Source organism: Brevibacillus sp. NPDC058079 (genome assembly GCF_042885155.1).
Classification (GTDB): domain Bacteria; phylum Bacillota; class Bacilli; order Brevibacillales; family Brevibacillaceae; genus Brevibacillus.
In genome coordinates this window covers 139,057-154,839 of record NZ_JBHVSO010000005.1, presented here as the reverse complement: position 1 = coordinate 154,839, position 15,783 = coordinate 139,057, and the positions used below count along the sequence as shown (strand labels likewise).

Sequence of the window (15,783 nt, the reverse complement as noted above, 5' to 3'; positions counted from 1 at the left end):
TGGACGCGTATCCCTATACATAAACCGTTGCGTGCGGGGCAAATTAATACGGTGTTCCCATCATCGAAATCCGCAGGAGGTACATCATGCCTAGCCAAATTAACACCGACTCGCTTAAAAAAGCAGAGGTAGCCACCACGCTGGCAAAAAATATGATTACGCAAGCAATCGAGCAATCTGCAGCCAATCCACAGCTCGCCGAAGAAGCCTTGAAGCAAGCGTCTCAGGAAATTGCCCAAGCGCAAACGATGGTGTCCCAAGTCCAATCCACGCTGCAAACCCAAGCACAAGCTCAACAAAGCCAATCCTAAACAAATGGCAGGCAGACCCGGGGGTAGACTGGTGGTTTGCCTGTTTTCCCCATACAATAGCAATAGCTGCAAACTTATTGCTAAAAAAAGGTGGGGGACGTATTGCCGCAACTTCAAGGATTGAATCATTTGCTTTTCTCTGTCTCAGATCTGGAGAAATCTTTTTGTTTTTACCGGGATGTCCTACATGCTAAACCACTAGTACGAGGTCGCAAGCTGGCTTACTTTGACCTGAATGGCTACTGGTTGGCGCTGAATGAGGAACCAGACATCCCACGCCATGAAATTGCTCACTCCTATACACACATGGCCTTCACCATCACAGAAGAGTCATTTGATGAGTGGCATGCTCATTTAGAAAAGCATGGCGTTACCATTTTGCATGGACGGGATCGTTCGGAACGGGATAAACGCTCCATTTATTTCACTGACCCTGATGGGCATAAGTTCGAATTACATACAGGCACTCTCCAGGACCGTCTTGCTTATTACCGGGACGAAAAGCATCATATGACCTTTTTTGAATAATCGATGACGTTACCCATTTCTTAATATACTTTTCACAAAATCACAATAGTTCCAAAGATTCAGCTCCATACGTCAGTGCTATAATCTAAAAAGCACTTATGGCCTATTTCTTTTATGAATAGGCCCGTTTTTCGTAAAATATGGAGGGATTTTATGTTTGGTAAGCGTGGCGCTCAAACCGTTTCCGCCTCAATTCAAAAGAGCGATATCCAAATGCCCGATCAGCTACAGGGGAAAGTTCATTTTTTGCAAATGAGTCAGACAGACCTTGATCGGTTGAAACAAATTGAACCACTCCTAACAGAACACCTAGAGGCTATTACAGAGCGTCATTACCACATGCTTCGCGAATACTCCCATCTTGTGCAGATCATCGAAACGCATACGACGGTTGATCGATTGGCCGTGTCCTTTCGTCACTATTTGCAATCGCTTCCACATGGCAAGCTAGACGACGCCTATGTAGCCGGGCGTAAGAAAATTGGAGAGGTCCACAGCAAAATTGGACTTGCGCCAGAATGGTATACGGGCTCTTACTTGCGGGTCTATGAATATTTGATTCCCGCAATCGTCAACACCTATTCGAAACGTCCTCAAGAACTATCATCCGTCCTGTTGGCACTCATGAAGATCATCACGCTTGATTCGCAAATCGTCCTCCAATCGTATCAGGAGGATAATGATTACAAAGTCATTGATCGCCTGGGCGAAGTTCTGGAATTAGTGATTCAGATCGATAAATTCAAGCATGTGCTGGACACGCTTGAGGATACGACTGAGGAAGCTGGCAATGTGGGATCTGCTGCCGAACAACTAAGCGAATCTGTGCAAAAAGTGGCTCAATCAGCCGTCTCTGTCGCAGAGAGTGCTTCCACTACTATTGAGCAAGCGACGATGGGCAAAGATATTATCCAAGAGTCATTGACCAGCTTTCTTTCCATGGCAGATGAATTCCAAGAGATGCAAACAAAAATTTCTCAATTAATGACGTCCATTGCAGAAGTTTCCCAGGTCGTCCAAGTCATACGCAATATTGCCGATCAAACCAATCTTCTTGCGTTGAATGCGTCGATTGAGGCAGCGCGAGCCAACGAACACGGACGCGGCTTTGCTATCGTAGCAGATGAAGTGCGAAAGCTCGCCGAACAGACCAAGCAATCCGTTCAAAGCATTACAGTCACAATCAACAATGTCCAGAATGAAGCTGTCCAGGTAAAAGAAACGGCCACTCTCATGAGCGACCATTTTAGCGATAAAGTGATTCAGACACGTGATGCGATTGGGATATTAGGAGATATTGTGCAAAATATTGAGACTGTCGGGCATTCCACCGGACACATCGCAGCATTGGCACAAGAGCAGTCTGCTGCCACAGATGATATTTCAATGCGCATATCGCAAGTCCAGACGAATATGGAGCAAGTCTCTTCGCACGTCTCGAATGCAGGTAAAAACGTCTATGATGTTGGCGCTGGCATTAACAGCCTGCACAAGCTGAGCATCACGCAAACGAGCCACTTAAAGACCAAGCATTACTTGCGAATCGTCAAAACTGACCATCTCTTATGGAGATGGTGGCTGTACAACTTCATGCTTGGGTATCACCACATTGATGAAAAAGAACTCGTCGACCATCATCAATGCCGCTTGGGGATTTGGTATGTCGAAGCCCTGAACAATCCATCATTGAGCACCTTGCCTTCTTTCAAGCAATTAGATGCGCCTCATCGACAGTTCCACGAAACTGTTCGACGGATTTACCACTTCGTCAAGCAAGGAAAACTAGAGGAAGCAGAAGCTGCGTTTGATACGCTAGAAGATATCTCACAACGAATTCTCCACGTACTGGATCAGTTAGCCGAAGAAGTTTCCTAATGTTATTATCTATTCGTCTTTTTCTTGCCCGGCTGCCTTTTGGAGGCAGCTTTTTTTGTTTGGACACGGTTTAACTCAGTGGCAGAAAGTGGTCTCGTACGAGCGTTGTTTCTCCTGACTCTTTTGGCTTTGGCAACTGGCCTGCCAGTTGTCCCGGCTGCTCTTGCTACCCCGACGCCAAACGCTTGCAATGCCCAGACAACCGGATACGAAATCGAGAGTCTGCCATTGGCTGAACCAGCGAAATTCACAGCTGCCGCATAGTTGCCCGCAGTCAGCCAAACAGAGCCAGAATCTCCAGGCAAGGAGATGGGAACCGGACTTCTAATGACCGTCTGATTCTGAAAACGGATGGTCCCCAGTCCTCCGTAGTTCCCGTAACTGACATCAATATCGGTGTGGATGGATTCAACCGTTCCCCATGCCAGCCCTGATGAACGGCCCACTTTTTTCAATCTGCGCCCGATGCCATACGAACGAATCACACCTGGTACTCTGCCCACTGTTGCATAACGAGGGGCAAGGAGTCGATTCGAAGTAGGGATACTAATCGCTGCATCCATTCGATTGCCTGCATTTTTTCGAAGCCGAATATAGCGATACAATCGTCCGATTCGGTCTCTTCCTGAACGGCCGCCGTCTGCTCCTCCAGGCTGGATGGTCTCGGTATAGCCGCTCGTATTGTTACGATTCAGTACGTGATTGTTGCTCAACACGAACCGTTGGCCTCCTCGGGCAACGATTAACCCAGCCGTTCCGGACGCCCCTGGGTAGCCGATGCTATATCCAGCGATCACAGGTCTGATTCTGCTGCGATAATTCGTTGCAGAGGGACGTACAGCAGGATGACAATGGCACTGTCCAGAGGTGACCGTTCGAACAGGAACGGATACATGGGCTGTCGCCACCTGTCTTTTGACAAGGACGCAACTCGGGCAGCTCTTCTTCACGGCGGCACTCGCATTGACGGTATACATCACTATGCAGGCGCCGCCTTTTTTGTTTTTCCCGTTTGCGTAGCCAATCCCGATGCCAATTACGCCCGGCATTCGCTTCCACCTATTGACCAAATGCTTCTTGGCCAGGAGTGCTTCCTGAAAGGTTGCCATGGCACCCCTTCCTTTCTGGAGGTAGTTTGTTTTACATGGTCATCGTATGTAAAACTTGGCCAGCACTGTTGGACGCTTGTCATTGCGGGGAAGCCTTTTTTAAAAGCTCTTGTTCGAGCTGTCGTGGTGGGAGGAAACAGGAGAAAACGCTCCAGCTTCTTGGGCCACCTGCTAGGGGGATGGACTGCACGGCTCCATGGAAAAAGCGAAATCGCGTCCAAAGTAGAGGTTCAGGGAGGCTTCTCAGAGGTGGACGCTTAAGGGCGTGTTTCTCTTTTTCCATTGCGCCTCGGCTGGTGTCCCAAAGATCTTCGCTTATTTCTCCTGTTTCCTGGCGAGCCAGTGGTTTTTTCAAGGGGCTTTTAAGGAATGAAAACAGACGTAGCGACATGTCGAGTCCGACTCAGCTTCGCAGCAATTCGTGGGCAATAGAAACGCAACCGTGTCACGGGAAAAAACCTTGTTCGCTTTTTTCTCCTGTTTCCTCTACGAGCTTTCCTTTTATCCGATTTATTAATGCCTTAAAAGATTGAAGAATGTGATCAGATACGCCAGAGAAGAATATTTCCAGACGTAGCGACTTGTGGAGTCCTACCGAGCGGAGAAGGGATTCGCGGGCAACAGAAACGCAACCGTGCTCGCGCTACGAAGCGGCTACCACTTTTGCGTTTCCCCGCGAGTCCCTTCGGAGCGGGCAGTCTTGACCCCCAGCGGGACGGAGCCTGGAGCCTAGACTGGAAATATTCTTCTCTCCACTACAGCCACATTTCCAACGCAAAAACCGCCACCTCCTATCTAATCAGGAAGTGGCGGTTCATTGTTTGATAAGGTTAAGACGCTTCCGAAACAGTTACATTTGCCGGAGCAGTCTGAGATACTTTTTTATTCGTATGAACGAGCAAGATATTCAAGATGACGGCCGTCAAAGAACCTGTCACGATACCATTTTGCAGCATCATTTTTGCCAAAGTAGGCAGTTGATCAAACATCGCTGGAACTGCAGCAGAGCCTAGTCCAACAGCGATACTGCAAGCAGCGATCAACAGATTTTCGTTTTTATTCAAATCAACCTGCGAGAGAATATTGATACCAGATGCAACTACCATCCCGAACATGGCAATCATCGCTCCACCCAATACCGCGTTAGGAATAACTGTTGTCAAAGCAGCCAGCTTCGGCAGTAATCCGAGAACTACCAGGATTCCACCGGCACCAATCATCACGTCACGCGATTTAATGCCAGTCAAGGAAACCAGTCCAACGTTTTGCGAAAAAGCCGTGTAAGGGAATGCGTTGAAAATGCCGCCCAGTACAATTGCGACCCCTTCCCCGCGCAATCCTTTGACTACATCTTGATCCGTTACTTTTGTATCGGTCACTTTACCGAGCGCAAAGTAAACACCTGTGGACTCAGCCATGCTGATGATGTTGACGAGAATCATGGTTACAATGGCCACAATACTGAACTGTGGTGTACCGAAGTAAAATGGTTCAACCACGCTAAACCAAGAGGCTTCCGCTACACTCGCGAAGCTGACCATCCCCATCATGTAAGCTACAGCCGTACCGACAATCAAACCGAGCAATACGGAAATCGCACGAATAAATCCGGTAAAGAAACGATTAATAAGCAAAATGATAACCAACGTTCCTAAAGCCAAAAGCAAATTGTGCGGTTGTCCAAAGTCCGGCATGCCTTGTCCGCCAGCCGCATTGTTCATCGCAACGGGAATGAGCGACAGTCCAATGATCGTAACGACTGAACCTTGTACCACGGTTGGGAAAAAGCGCAGCAGCTTGCCAAACAGTGGAGCTGCCAAAACAACGAATATACCCGATATAATGATGGCACCGTAAGCGGTGGCTAGATTACTCGTAGAAGCAATCGCGATAATCGGTCCTACTGCTGTAAACGTACAGCCTAGCACAACGGGAAGGCGAATCCCTGTATAACGCGTGCCAAGGACTTGCAAGAGCGTCGCGATTCCGCATGTGAAAAGGTCGGCAGCAATCAAATAAGCGATTTGCGTAGGAGTCAGATTCAAAGCACCACCGATAATCAACGGTACGACGACGGCTCCTGCATACATGGCAAGAATGTGCTGTAAGCCCAAAGTAACAATCTTATGTTTGGCTAGCATGAGTGAACCCTTACCTCCTATTAATTTTTTGATTATACGCGTGCAGGCTCTTCTTCAATAAAGTGAATGCCTTCTGGTGACATCGATTCAATACGTGCCAATGATTCGATTCGTACGCCAGCTTGCTCCAAGAGACCACGGCCTTCCTGGAAGCTTTTTTCAATAACAGCGCCAACCCCGACGAGATGAGCACCGGCATCTTTGACAATATTCGTAAGTCCCACCAGAGCAGCTCCGGTAGCCAAGAAGTCATCGACAATCAATACGCGGTCTTCTTTGGACAAATATTGACGGGAAACACTGATTTGATACGTTTCCTGACGGGTAAAGGAATGAACAGGAGCAGAGTATACTTCCTCTGTCAACGTGACAGCTTTTTTCTTTTTCGCATAGATAAAGGGAACACCCAACGCAAAGGAAGTCGCCATAGCAAAATGAATTCCACTTGCCTCAATCGTCACGACTTTTGTGATTTTTTCACCAGCGAACAGCTCGGCAAAACGCTGTCCGATCTTCATCGTCAATTGTGGATCTACCTGGTGGTTCAAAAACGCATCCACCTTCAAAACGGATGCCGACAGTACCTTGCCGTCCTGTACGATGCGCTCTTGTAATTCTTTCATCAATTCTTCCTCCTCGGATATGGTTCCGGCCACTTTTTTATGCCTGTGGCCTGCTGAAATATAGAAAGCCCAGAGCGGACAGTGTCACAAGCGGGCTACGTAACAAACCAACGCCAAGTGAAACTGTCCCTCTGGGCTTTTATCCCTTAGGTGTGACACATCAATCGTGCCTGCGTCGCTCGGACCAGCTATCTTCTAACCCTATTATTGGAATAGGAAAGAGACGGAACCCTAGACGCACTTTCACTCGTAGTCAGGTGATTTACGGTCACCTGGTAGAAACGGATGGGCCTTATTCCCAAAATTATACGAGCTACCTATCTATTTATTTCGAAGTGTAATAACGAGTATTGACCAAATCTATCACAATTCCCGCGTTGTGAGCAAGCGTTAATTTTTGAAAGTAAAGGGAAGCGCTTACTTGTCCATATAAAAGAAAGAGCCCTGATTTCTCAAGGGCTCTCGTGTTTATCGCTTCGGTTTTTTCTCCCGCATTTGAACGTTGATCTTTTTCCATTTATCCCTTTCAGCGGCAGCAAGCCTTGCGTCTTCTTTACGCGCCAAATGTGCCAATTCGCGTTGAAGCTTCAGGTAACTGTCAAAGCGTGCTTTTTCCAATGATCCAGATTGGATGGCAGCTTGAACAGCACAGCCAGGCTCACGCATATGCTTACAATCATTGAAACGGCATGTTTCCGCAATGGACTCGATATCGTCAAAGGCACCGCGGAAGCCTTCATCTGCCTCCCAGAGCTGCAGCTCCCTCATGCCCGGGGTATCGATCATCAGAGCACCACTCGGCAATCGGAACAGTTCGCGATGTGTCGTCGTATGGCGACCACGGTCATCACCTTCACGCACGCCACTGACTTTTTGCATCTCTGCTCCGCTCAATTTATTGATCAACGTGGATTTGCCAACACCAGAGGAACCCATCAAGGCAATCGTCTGGCCCTCGCTCAGATAAGGCGCGAGCTGATCCAGTCCTTCTCCCTGCTCAGCACTGACTACGTGAACAGGCACTCCGATTGCGACTGATTCTATCTCTGCCATACATGTATCCAGATCGTCACACAAATCAGCTTTGGAAAGCACAATCACTGGATTGGCTCCACTTTCCCACGCAAGAATGAGATAGCGCTCTATCCTGCGCAGATTTAAATCATTATTTAAGGAATTCACAAGGAAAACGGTATCGACGTTAGCCGCCACAATCTGCTCTTCCACAGTATCCCCAGCTACTTTACGGGAAAATTTGCTCTTACGTGGAAGAAGTCCGTGGATGGAGGCTTTCTTTTCCTCTGGACGAGCACTGATTACTACCCAGTCCCCGACAGCTGGAAAATCTTCTCGTCCGATGGCTTCATAACGAAGCTTGCCCGTTACTTCGCCCAAGAGTTCGCCATGCTCACTCCACAGACGATAAATACGTTTATGTTCGAGTGTGATACGTCCCACACTGTAGCCTTGCTCGGCATAAGGGGCAAAATGATTAGCAAAATACTCATTCCAGCCCATAGATTGCAATACTTGTTGATTGGTTAGTTGATTCACTGCGGATTCCCCCTGCAATTGGTTAAATATACGGCTATCAGCCTGAACCAGTCACAGTCGAATCCTCATTTGGTGAACGGTATTACTGTTCGCTTGAAAGGAGGATTCCTGTGACCCCGACTACGACACTCTGAACAAATTTGATGACTACCATAAAACATCTCTCCTTTAGCAAACCTACCATTCAGGTTTGGAATCATATTTCCCAATTATTGTACCATAATGAAACAAAATGCAACAGAGTCAATCTCCCCCGCCGCCGCCTCCGCTATCTCCGCCACCACCACTGTCTCCACCACTACCGCTATCGCTTCCGCTGTCATAACTATCCCAACGATCGCCTGAGTCGTGATTTCGATGATGGTGATTGTGATTGCTGTCGACATAGAAGGCTCCGCCCCCGCTGTCTGAAGAGGAATGAGAGCGCCCACTTCCGCCTTTTGCAGCTTTGGACGCTAAGACAAATACTACGATCAAAAACATGATGACGATGACAATGAAGAACTCCATTGTTTGTCCCCGCCCTTCCTCTTTTTTGAAGTTGTTTACCTATTTAGTATAACATAGTATGTCTGGAATAGGCTGGGGGCGTGGGGTGTGATTCTTTTTCATCCGGCAAAATGTCCAGACACAGGTGCGATCGCCAAAATGTTATCCAACGCAAACGCACGATACGCCTTCCTCATATAACAGTATGCTTTCAAGCTCCCTTTGTTCTCATCGATATTCACCACACGGATCGTACGCCTGCTAGCCTCTCCATCCTTCTTCAAATAGATGATCTCCACTGCTTGCTGCTGGGTTGCGTACCTTCTCAGCTCCTGAATCATCAGGCTGTCACCACCACAAAATGTGTCTTCATGTTGTTGAGATCATCATACCAAAAGAGAACATTCGTTCGCAAGTTCCCCTTTACAAAAGAAAAAGAGACCCATAAACACATACTAGTCCCCATCCCAGAGATAGTGCAGATTGCTGAAGAACTGACGTTTTCAGACGATTAATCCAGATCTTCCGCCCAACTAACTAACTCTTCATCTTCAAAATCATATGGATTCTTGTAAATATTAGAGTAATAGTACTCTGCTTCTAGTACGTCTCTAATTTTATTGAACGTATGATTGGTTGCATCAAATCCATTACTGATTGGAGCAGTAAACGCGAGTGAACCATTATAAAATCCATCTAGAGAGCCTGAAAGTTCTTTTTTGACTAAAGATTCAACTGCTTCTATCTTTTCTTTGATAGGCTGCTCTTTGTAAATTTGAATACAGAAATTTCCACCATGCTTTATTAATTCAAAATCGCCGTTGGGATCGAGTTTTATTGTATCTCCTTTCGCAAGACCGAGAGCTAGCCCTGGAGATGCACATAATTTGAAGATTTGATCGCTTAGGTATTCTGCAGGAAGCTCTTCTAAAACTGTTCCCTGTGAACTTGTGCCAGCAAAAACTTTAATGACTGTTAATTTTTCTTCCATACGATGCTCCACACCTATCTCTATTTTGAAGGTTTATTTTTTCTTGATTATACCAAAAAAGTCCTCAGTCACGTTGCGCTTCGCCACCCAGCTATTGCCTCAACAAAAAAGGCATGCGCCCTAAAAATGGACACATGCCTTATGCTTGTTACAACTCAGCGCCTTCTAAGCGCACGTCCGAACACAATCAAAATCGGTGCCAACAAGATGGCCGCCGCAACCAACGAAGCGCGAATCGAAAAACAGGTCCCGATCCATCCGACAGCCGGACCACCTGCCGTTTGTCCCAAGGCATTGGACTGGCCCATCATCGACAAAACCGTCGCTCGCACACTGCTCTCAATGTTCAGATTCAGCCACGTATCATACAGCGGACTGCTTAATGACTGGATCACACCGATCAACAGCAATGCTACTAACGCCCAGCCAAAGCTCGGGGAAAAGGCAAAAGCAATCATCGCTGCAATTTTGAGCCCCGTCAACGTGAACATCCCCACAAGGACAACCCGCTCATTGTTCACATCCAGCCTTTTTTCCACAATACCTACGACGATGATGCCAAGTAAGCTAGCGAGTGCGGCAATGATCCCGAACCACATTGGCAACGAAATAGCAGCGAGCTCTGGAAAGCCAATTTCTCCGATCAAATGCGCTTCCCACAAACGGTCATACCCTTCAGAAGCTGCACCCGTAAATAGCGTCACGAACAAGATCAGCATGAGAATCGGCTGACTACGAATCACTTTGGCGCCCGAAGTCCACGTCTGAATCATTTCCTTCACGTGGGATGCACCTTGCTCACGCTCACGAGGAACAAAACCGGTCTCCTTCATGAACAGAAACAGAAAGACACCAAGCCCCAGATACATGAGGCCACCTATGAGGTAAGGCAAATTGGGAGCGAGTGTTGCCAACGCCACACTAAGTGCGATCCCGAGCAGATTTCCAAACAAGGAGTAGCGCTTAGCCTTCATGAAAATCGTACCGATCTTCTCTTCTCCGACCTCATCCACAATCCATGCAGTATCCGCTCCACTGATAAACGTATACCCCAGACCACTGATGATTTGCGAAAACAGCACCAAGCCGAAGACAGAAATCAACGGTACCCAAGCATCAAGCGTGGGAACGATCCCCTGCATCGCAAATCCGATTCCCAGCAAAAACATCCCGATAATGACAGAGCGACGGCGACTGTACGTATCCGCCACTACACCTGTTATCCCTTCAAACACCAACACGGATAACTCCAATACCGTCCCGATCAATAGCAATTCAAACGGGTTAAAGCCCAGTGTCACAATGTAGTAAAGCGCATAGGTCGTGAACATGGTCGTATTGGCCAGGGAAGTCAAAAAACTTTTGATCATATATACTTTTGTCGCATTCATGAACATGGAAGCAGTATCCACCTTTTTTTAGGCAGATGACGCGTTCCGTTTTCACATACGGATCGTTACTCTACAATCCTCTACTGTGCAAAATGCGTACGCGTCATGCTGCCGTTCTTATTTTTCCTTCCTGTGTACTTGCTTGCTCTGAATAGTGTTTTTAACATGTGATATACACCTCCGAAAGTAATTATAGCTATTATAGAATTATTTTAATTGCCACACAATGGAAAAAAGCTGTGCAGCATGATTGGACACACTGCACAGCTTGATTATGAAGCACTTACGCTTTTTTTCTAAAAAGACCAACGATGGAGATCAGCAACGCCAAACCAGAAAGTACCAATGGCAAGGTATTGTTGCTGCCTGCACTCGCCGCTTCCCCGGCAGGAGCGGTTGCCGGCTTTTGTTCTTGTCCATGCTCATGCCCTGCTTCGCCTACACCAGTCTTAATGGTAGTGACAGACGCTGGCGTTTTGGAATCCTTGTCCCCTGTCCATTCCACAACCTCACCATTTGCATAGGTCTGATAAGCCTTCCAAGCCAATTGGCCCTCTTCTTTCGGGTTTGCCCCAACAAACGTGAACTCTTGGAACTCATGCGCCTTGATTCCACCTTCTGTTGCTGTCCACACAAGTGCTGTGTTCACACCGTCTTTATCTTTTTCGAACTCGTAGGTCCAGCCCGGAATCGGTTGTACGGAATTTACCTTCACATTTGCCGGGAATTCCAGCTTCACTTTTGTCGTGTTGACGTCTTTTTCTACTGGAACACGCACGGTGTATTTTTCATAGGAGCCTGTAGTAGCCTCTTTCGGATATACGTTCACATGTGCTTGTGCTGCTGTCGCCAACGTCAAAACTGCACCTGCTACCAGTACACTGCTCATCCATTTTTTCATTTTCATCGTATGAAATCCTCCCTAGTTTGAATCTGTTTGAATCACGGCCTGATTATTTGTCGTCGCAGTCGGGTAGTTGATTTGGCTCATCCAAAGTCCAGCCAGAACAGCGATAATCCCGAATACAATCTCCCAACGCAAGTAAGCAGGCTGCAAGGAATTTTTCGTCCGCCAGCGCCTTGTTTGCCGAAAGGCTAGAAGAAGCATGAGGCAGACACTTGCTATTTTTCCGTATAACAGATAGCTCCATGCCGTTGTACTCTGGAAAATATTCATGAGATCCGTCTGCACGCTGAGCATAACAACACCCGTCACGACAGCAAGCACTGCCGCCACAGCAACTGTCTGCAAAAAGAACCTCTTGAACGACTCCTGTCCTCTTTCAGCCACTTTGACTGTAAGTAGCAAGTAGACAAGTGCTCCTATCCACACTGCGACCGTCAATACATGCAACAGTCTCAGCAAAATGGACAGCCAGACAGGGGCAATGCCCCATGCATGACCACCAAAAGCTTGTGCGCTGATCAAAAGAATCCAGATTCCCACATACCAGCCGGACACCATATTGGGGATCGCGATCAATAACAGTAATACAAAGGACACCAGAAGCATAATCGCAAACGGAGACTGACTGAGCAAGTTCCCGTCCATCTGCCACAGTGCTTGCGTAAGTGATACAGCGGTTAACGATTCGTCATACAAGAACCACAAAAATATAAGTCCGATGATCGCCAAACTCCATCCAATTTGTCTGCCAATCCCGATGAGCTGGGCAAGTGAAGGCAAGCTATGACGCTGTGCTGCCCACGCTACCAGATACAAGCCGCCACCTACGAGAATAATTCCTTGAGCCAAATAGCGGTACATGATCAAGTAGCTTGAATCTGCTTTTTGCTCATTTGGCGGAACCACGACTGCACTTTTTTGTCCGATGGAAAACGTGAGCTTCTCTTCGATCGGATGTCCATCCTCGGAAACGACAGACACGATAACCGAATACGTCCCTTCAGCCAAATCGGTTGGCAGTTTCGCATTCAGCTGCGAGGCATCACCCGGCTGCAATGTCGGCCGCTCCACTTTTATTTCCTTGCCATCCCAGTCAAATAGACGCACGTTAACAAGATCTGGCTCCAATGTTTCGGTAAACCGCGCAGATATTTGTCCTGGATTCGCCTTCAGTACCTCACCATCTTGCGGTGAGCTGCTCATCAAGCCAGCATGGGCGTAAGCAGTTGTCATACCCGTTGTCAGTACAAGTAAGAAGGCAAGCAAAAACACAACCGCATAATGTCTGATGTTGTATGTCACCCTATCACCTGCTTCCTTATTTCGACCTTAATCCTATCAAAATAGTACGAGAATCTATATGGCTCCATCGGGCTATCTGATGTGGCAAAGTGTTGAAAACAAAAAAAGGCATGAGCGGTAATTCTCTCCGATCCATGCCTTTTCAAACTGTATTAGAATGATCTTACAATGCTTTGTGCGAGAAATTCCAGGACGAGTTTGTTAAATACCTCTGGTTGATCCATCGGTGGGATATGGGCTGAGTCAGGCAGGATGACTTTTTTGGCGCCTGTAATCCGTTCGGTCAATACATCGGCGATTTGTAGAAAATCGGGATAATCCCGCGCTATGTATTTTTGTTCCTTTTACCCAATGACGCCTGTACGTAAAACCTTGATCTCGACATCCACCTCATATTTCGCCCTTTTCATGATTTCCCGACATTCATCTTTACTCAATTTCTTTTTCCCGCTCTTTTGACTGGCTATATTGTAGATTTCTCCAAATCCTACCGGGTCTACATCGTGTTTTCTTAACTTTTCCAGTAAATGTTCCGTCTCTTTTTTTACCGCCAATTCGATTGCTTTTTGTACCTTTTTCAACTGCTCAGGCTTTGATAAATCAATTTTTTCAGCCATTTCCTGAATCTGCGCTGTCATCTTGACTTTCACAGAAAATCTTGGTTTCTCCAAATCCAGCACTTTAATTTGCTTTTTGCTTGAGATATGTTCAATGACAGTAAAAAGACGCTTTTTATCGAGGGAAATGTTTATTTCCAATTCTCCCTTATTGTAACGCTCACGTAATACCTTGAGGAAAAATCCTTCCCTTGTTGTAATCTCTGCCACCAGTTTTTGATCTCGAAATAAACCAATTTGATTAATATGCAATTCATTCTTTACTCTTTCGATATAAGGCATCACAGGATCTTTCCCGACTGCATAATAATCTTTCATGAACTCATGAAGTTTCGAGGAGATCATATTCTCTCCTTCGACGTTCTGTCGTATGGCTTGGTACAGGTAAATTCCAATGTTGCTATTCTCGGGATACCGATGTGTCAAAATATCATAAGCTCGTCCTTTGGATACTGTTAGATATACATTGCTTCCAATGGAGGCATCTCGCGTTAAGTTTTCCACAAGAGAAAGGATCCCTTTGCGCGCTAACTCATCGTGATAGACCACGACGCGAATTTGACCGCCTACAATTTTTTTGGAAGACTCCCTGTTCTGTGACAGGGTGAGTCCTTTGCTTGTATGCGCTGTGCCCGAAATCACAGTGACTAACTCACGTGCCTCCGGGTCAATTTGATAAAATACCGTGGTACCTAACAGCTGTCCATCTTTACTAAGATCGTATCCCACTGCAACCGCCAGTCCCAATTTTTCTAATACATGTTGCTCCCCACAGCCGTTCAATAACACGACCACTAATAAGTAGTGAACAAGCAACCGTAACCTTTTCATGTCCGGACTGCTCCTTTCCGAAACAGCCGAATCACTACATAAAGCACAATCGGATAAACAAAAATGATATAGAAACCTACTCCTCCGAAAATATCCGTGATGAGATTAATCGACTGGCGTGTTTCCAAAAAGTTGCTAGCAAAAAACATGACACCAACAATCCCGAAAAGGGCCATTCTTTCCTTGACCCCACTAATATGGTGAACCCCCCGCATGGCTATCCACAAGTCCATCAGCAAATTATCCAGCATGACGAGCATCCACAGTGAAATGGACACAAACTCAAAACGCTCCAAAAACGGAAACTCTACAATTTTCATCATCATGAACGTTGCCCAGATCAGATGCTGAAGCTGTTCGCCTTGAAAGTACAAGAGTGTAACCAACATGACGACAACATACAAGCAGGTAGTCATAAACAACCCACCATGTACATACCGCGGTAGTATTTTCTTTTCCTTCACAAACGGATAGATGAACAAAATAATCTCAAATCCGATAGTAGAAAAAGACATCTTCTTCGCACCGTCCAATAACTCTCCAATATCATGATGAAATACTGGCTGCAATAAATGAAAATCGGCGTATTGCATGGGATAAGCCATGAGCAGCAGCTGCCAAATCGTCAATCCAACAGAAAAAAAGCTAATGCCAGCCAACACCCGAATGCCACCCGTCACTCCATAAACGGTCAGGCAAAGCAAGGCGGCATTTAATATCCAAGAAGGCACTTCTGGAAACATCCATGACTGAATGATCTCGATGTACCCTCTCAAGATTGTTAAGGCAGACCCCATGATATATACGATAAAGATGAAATTGAGAACGCGAGCCGGCCATTTTCCAAATACACTTTGATGAATGTCATACAAATCCATGTCTTTGAATTTCGCTAAGATTTTTAGCATGAACCACGCTGCTATATGTGTCATAATGCCTGCTATTATGACCGCAATCCAAGCGTCTTGTTGCACCCTATCATAAATAAACCGTTGTACGCCAGCTATGCCGATTCCAACCTGATTGCCATGAACCATAAATAGCGCAAGCGATACGCTGATAGCCATATGGCTGTTCCGACGAAAAGTGGACAGTGACATTCACATTCAACACC

Annotated in this window: 15 protein-coding genes and 1 riboswitch; of the genes, 3 read left to right on the top strand and 12 right to left on the bottom strand. The window is 46.5% G+C overall.

The genetic code is table 11. The features are described from left to right. Positions 1 to 86 precede the first annotated feature (86 nt). The 3 genes from ACFVS2_RS16615 (at position 87) to ACFVS2_RS16605 (ending at position 2,714) form a co-directional block, all read left to right on the top strand. The gene (locus tag ACFVS2_RS16615) at positions 87 to 311 is read left to right on the top strand and encodes a hypothetical protein (RefSeq protein WP_007722024.1); all 225 of its coding nucleotides are present in this window, start codon (positions 87 to 89) and stop codon (positions 309 to 311) included. A gap of 102 nt (positions 312 to 413) precedes the next feature. Next, the gene (fosB, locus tag ACFVS2_RS16610; RefSeq protein ID WP_390235723.1) at positions 414 to 839 is read left to right on the top strand and encodes a metallothiol transferase FosB; all 426 of its coding nucleotides are present in this window, start codon (positions 414 to 416) and stop codon (positions 837 to 839) included. 153 nt (positions 840 to 992) lie between these two features. Further along, positions 993 to 2,714 carry a protoglobin domain-containing protein gene (locus tag ACFVS2_RS16605; protein ID WP_390235721.1) on the top strand — a complete coding sequence of 574 codons (1,722 nt, stop codon included), beginning with the start codon at positions 993 to 995 and terminating at the stop codon, positions 2,712 to 2,714. Positions 2,715 to 2,719: 5 nt separating this feature from the next. On the opposite strand, the gene ACFVS2_RS16600 is transcribed toward ACFVS2_RS16605, so the two are convergent. From ACFVS2_RS16600 to ACFVS2_RS16545, 12 genes are all read right to left on the bottom strand, one after another. After that, complete coding sequence (locus tag ACFVS2_RS16600) at positions 2,720 to 3,823, bottom strand: chymotrypsin family serine protease (RefSeq protein WP_390235719.1); 1,104 nt, start codon at positions 3,821 to 3,823, stop codon at positions 2,720 to 2,722. An 830-nt stretch (positions 3,824 to 4,653) separates the two neighbouring features. Further along, positions 4,654 to 5,964, bottom strand: coding sequence for a nucleobase:cation symporter-2 family protein (locus ACFVS2_RS16595; protein WP_007725043.1), 1,311 nt, complete (start codon positions 5,962 to 5,964; stop codon positions 4,654 to 4,656). Between the two features lie 32 nt (positions 5,965 to 5,996). After that, complete coding sequence (locus ACFVS2_RS16590) at positions 5,997 to 6,587, bottom strand: xanthine phosphoribosyltransferase (RefSeq protein ID WP_056489798.1); 591 nt, start codon at positions 6,585 to 6,587, stop codon at positions 5,997 to 5,999. 230 nt (positions 6,588 to 6,817) lie between these two features. After that, a riboswitch (purine riboswitch) is annotated at positions 6,818 to 6,919 on the bottom strand. Positions 6,920 to 7,055: 136 nt separating this feature from the next. Continuing rightward, positions 7,056 to 8,141: a ribosome small subunit-dependent GTPase A gene (rsgA, locus tag ACFVS2_RS16585; RefSeq protein WP_173618687.1), complete on the bottom strand. Its 1,086-nt coding sequence runs from the start codon at positions 8,139 to 8,141 to the stop codon at positions 7,056 to 7,058. 243 nt (positions 8,142 to 8,384) lie between these two features. Beyond that, positions 8,385 to 8,651: a hypothetical protein gene (locus ACFVS2_RS16580; RefSeq protein WP_007725051.1), complete on the bottom strand. Its 267-nt coding sequence runs from the start codon at positions 8,649 to 8,651 to the stop codon at positions 8,385 to 8,387. A 98-nt stretch (positions 8,652 to 8,749) separates the two neighbouring features. Then, complete coding sequence (locus tag ACFVS2_RS16575) at positions 8,750 to 8,971, bottom strand: WYL domain-containing protein (RefSeq protein ID WP_390235714.1); 222 nt, start codon at positions 8,969 to 8,971, stop codon at positions 8,750 to 8,752. Between the two features lie 170 nt (positions 8,972 to 9,141). Then, entirely contained in the window at positions 9,142 to 9,621 is a 480-nt protein-coding gene (locus ACFVS2_RS16570) for a DUF4265 domain-containing protein (RefSeq protein WP_390235711.1), read from the bottom strand. A gap of 155 nt (positions 9,622 to 9,776) precedes the next feature. Then, positions 9,777 to 11,018, bottom strand: a complete 1,242-nt coding sequence (locus tag ACFVS2_RS16565) for an MFS transporter (RefSeq protein ID WP_390235708.1) — start codon at positions 11,016 to 11,018, stop codon at positions 9,777 to 9,779. Positions 11,019 to 11,295: 277 nt separating this feature from the next. Beyond that, complete coding sequence (locus ACFVS2_RS16560; protein WP_390235706.1) at positions 11,296 to 11,919, bottom strand: YcnI family copper-binding membrane protein; 624 nt, start codon at positions 11,917 to 11,919, stop codon at positions 11,296 to 11,298. 15 nt (positions 11,920 to 11,934) lie between these two features. Beyond that, the gene (locus ACFVS2_RS16555; protein WP_390235703.1) at positions 11,935 to 13,221 is read right to left on the bottom strand and encodes a copper resistance CopC/CopD family protein; all 1,287 of its coding nucleotides are present in this window, start codon (positions 13,219 to 13,221) and stop codon (positions 11,935 to 11,937) included. Between the two features lie 344 nt (positions 13,222 to 13,565). Then, on the bottom strand, positions 13,566 to 14,669 hold the full coding sequence (locus ACFVS2_RS16550) for a Ger(x)C family spore germination protein (protein ID WP_390235700.1): 1,104 nt from the start codon (positions 14,667 to 14,669) through the stop codon (positions 13,566 to 13,568). Then, positions 14,666 to 15,769: a GerAB/ArcD/ProY family transporter gene (locus tag ACFVS2_RS16545; RefSeq protein ID WP_390235698.1), complete on the bottom strand. Its 1,104-nt coding sequence runs from the start codon at positions 15,767 to 15,769 to the stop codon at positions 14,666 to 14,668. The genes ACFVS2_RS16550 and ACFVS2_RS16545 overlap by 4 nt, the downstream gene beginning before the upstream one ends. Between the last annotated feature and the right edge of the window lie 14 nt (positions 15,770 to 15,783).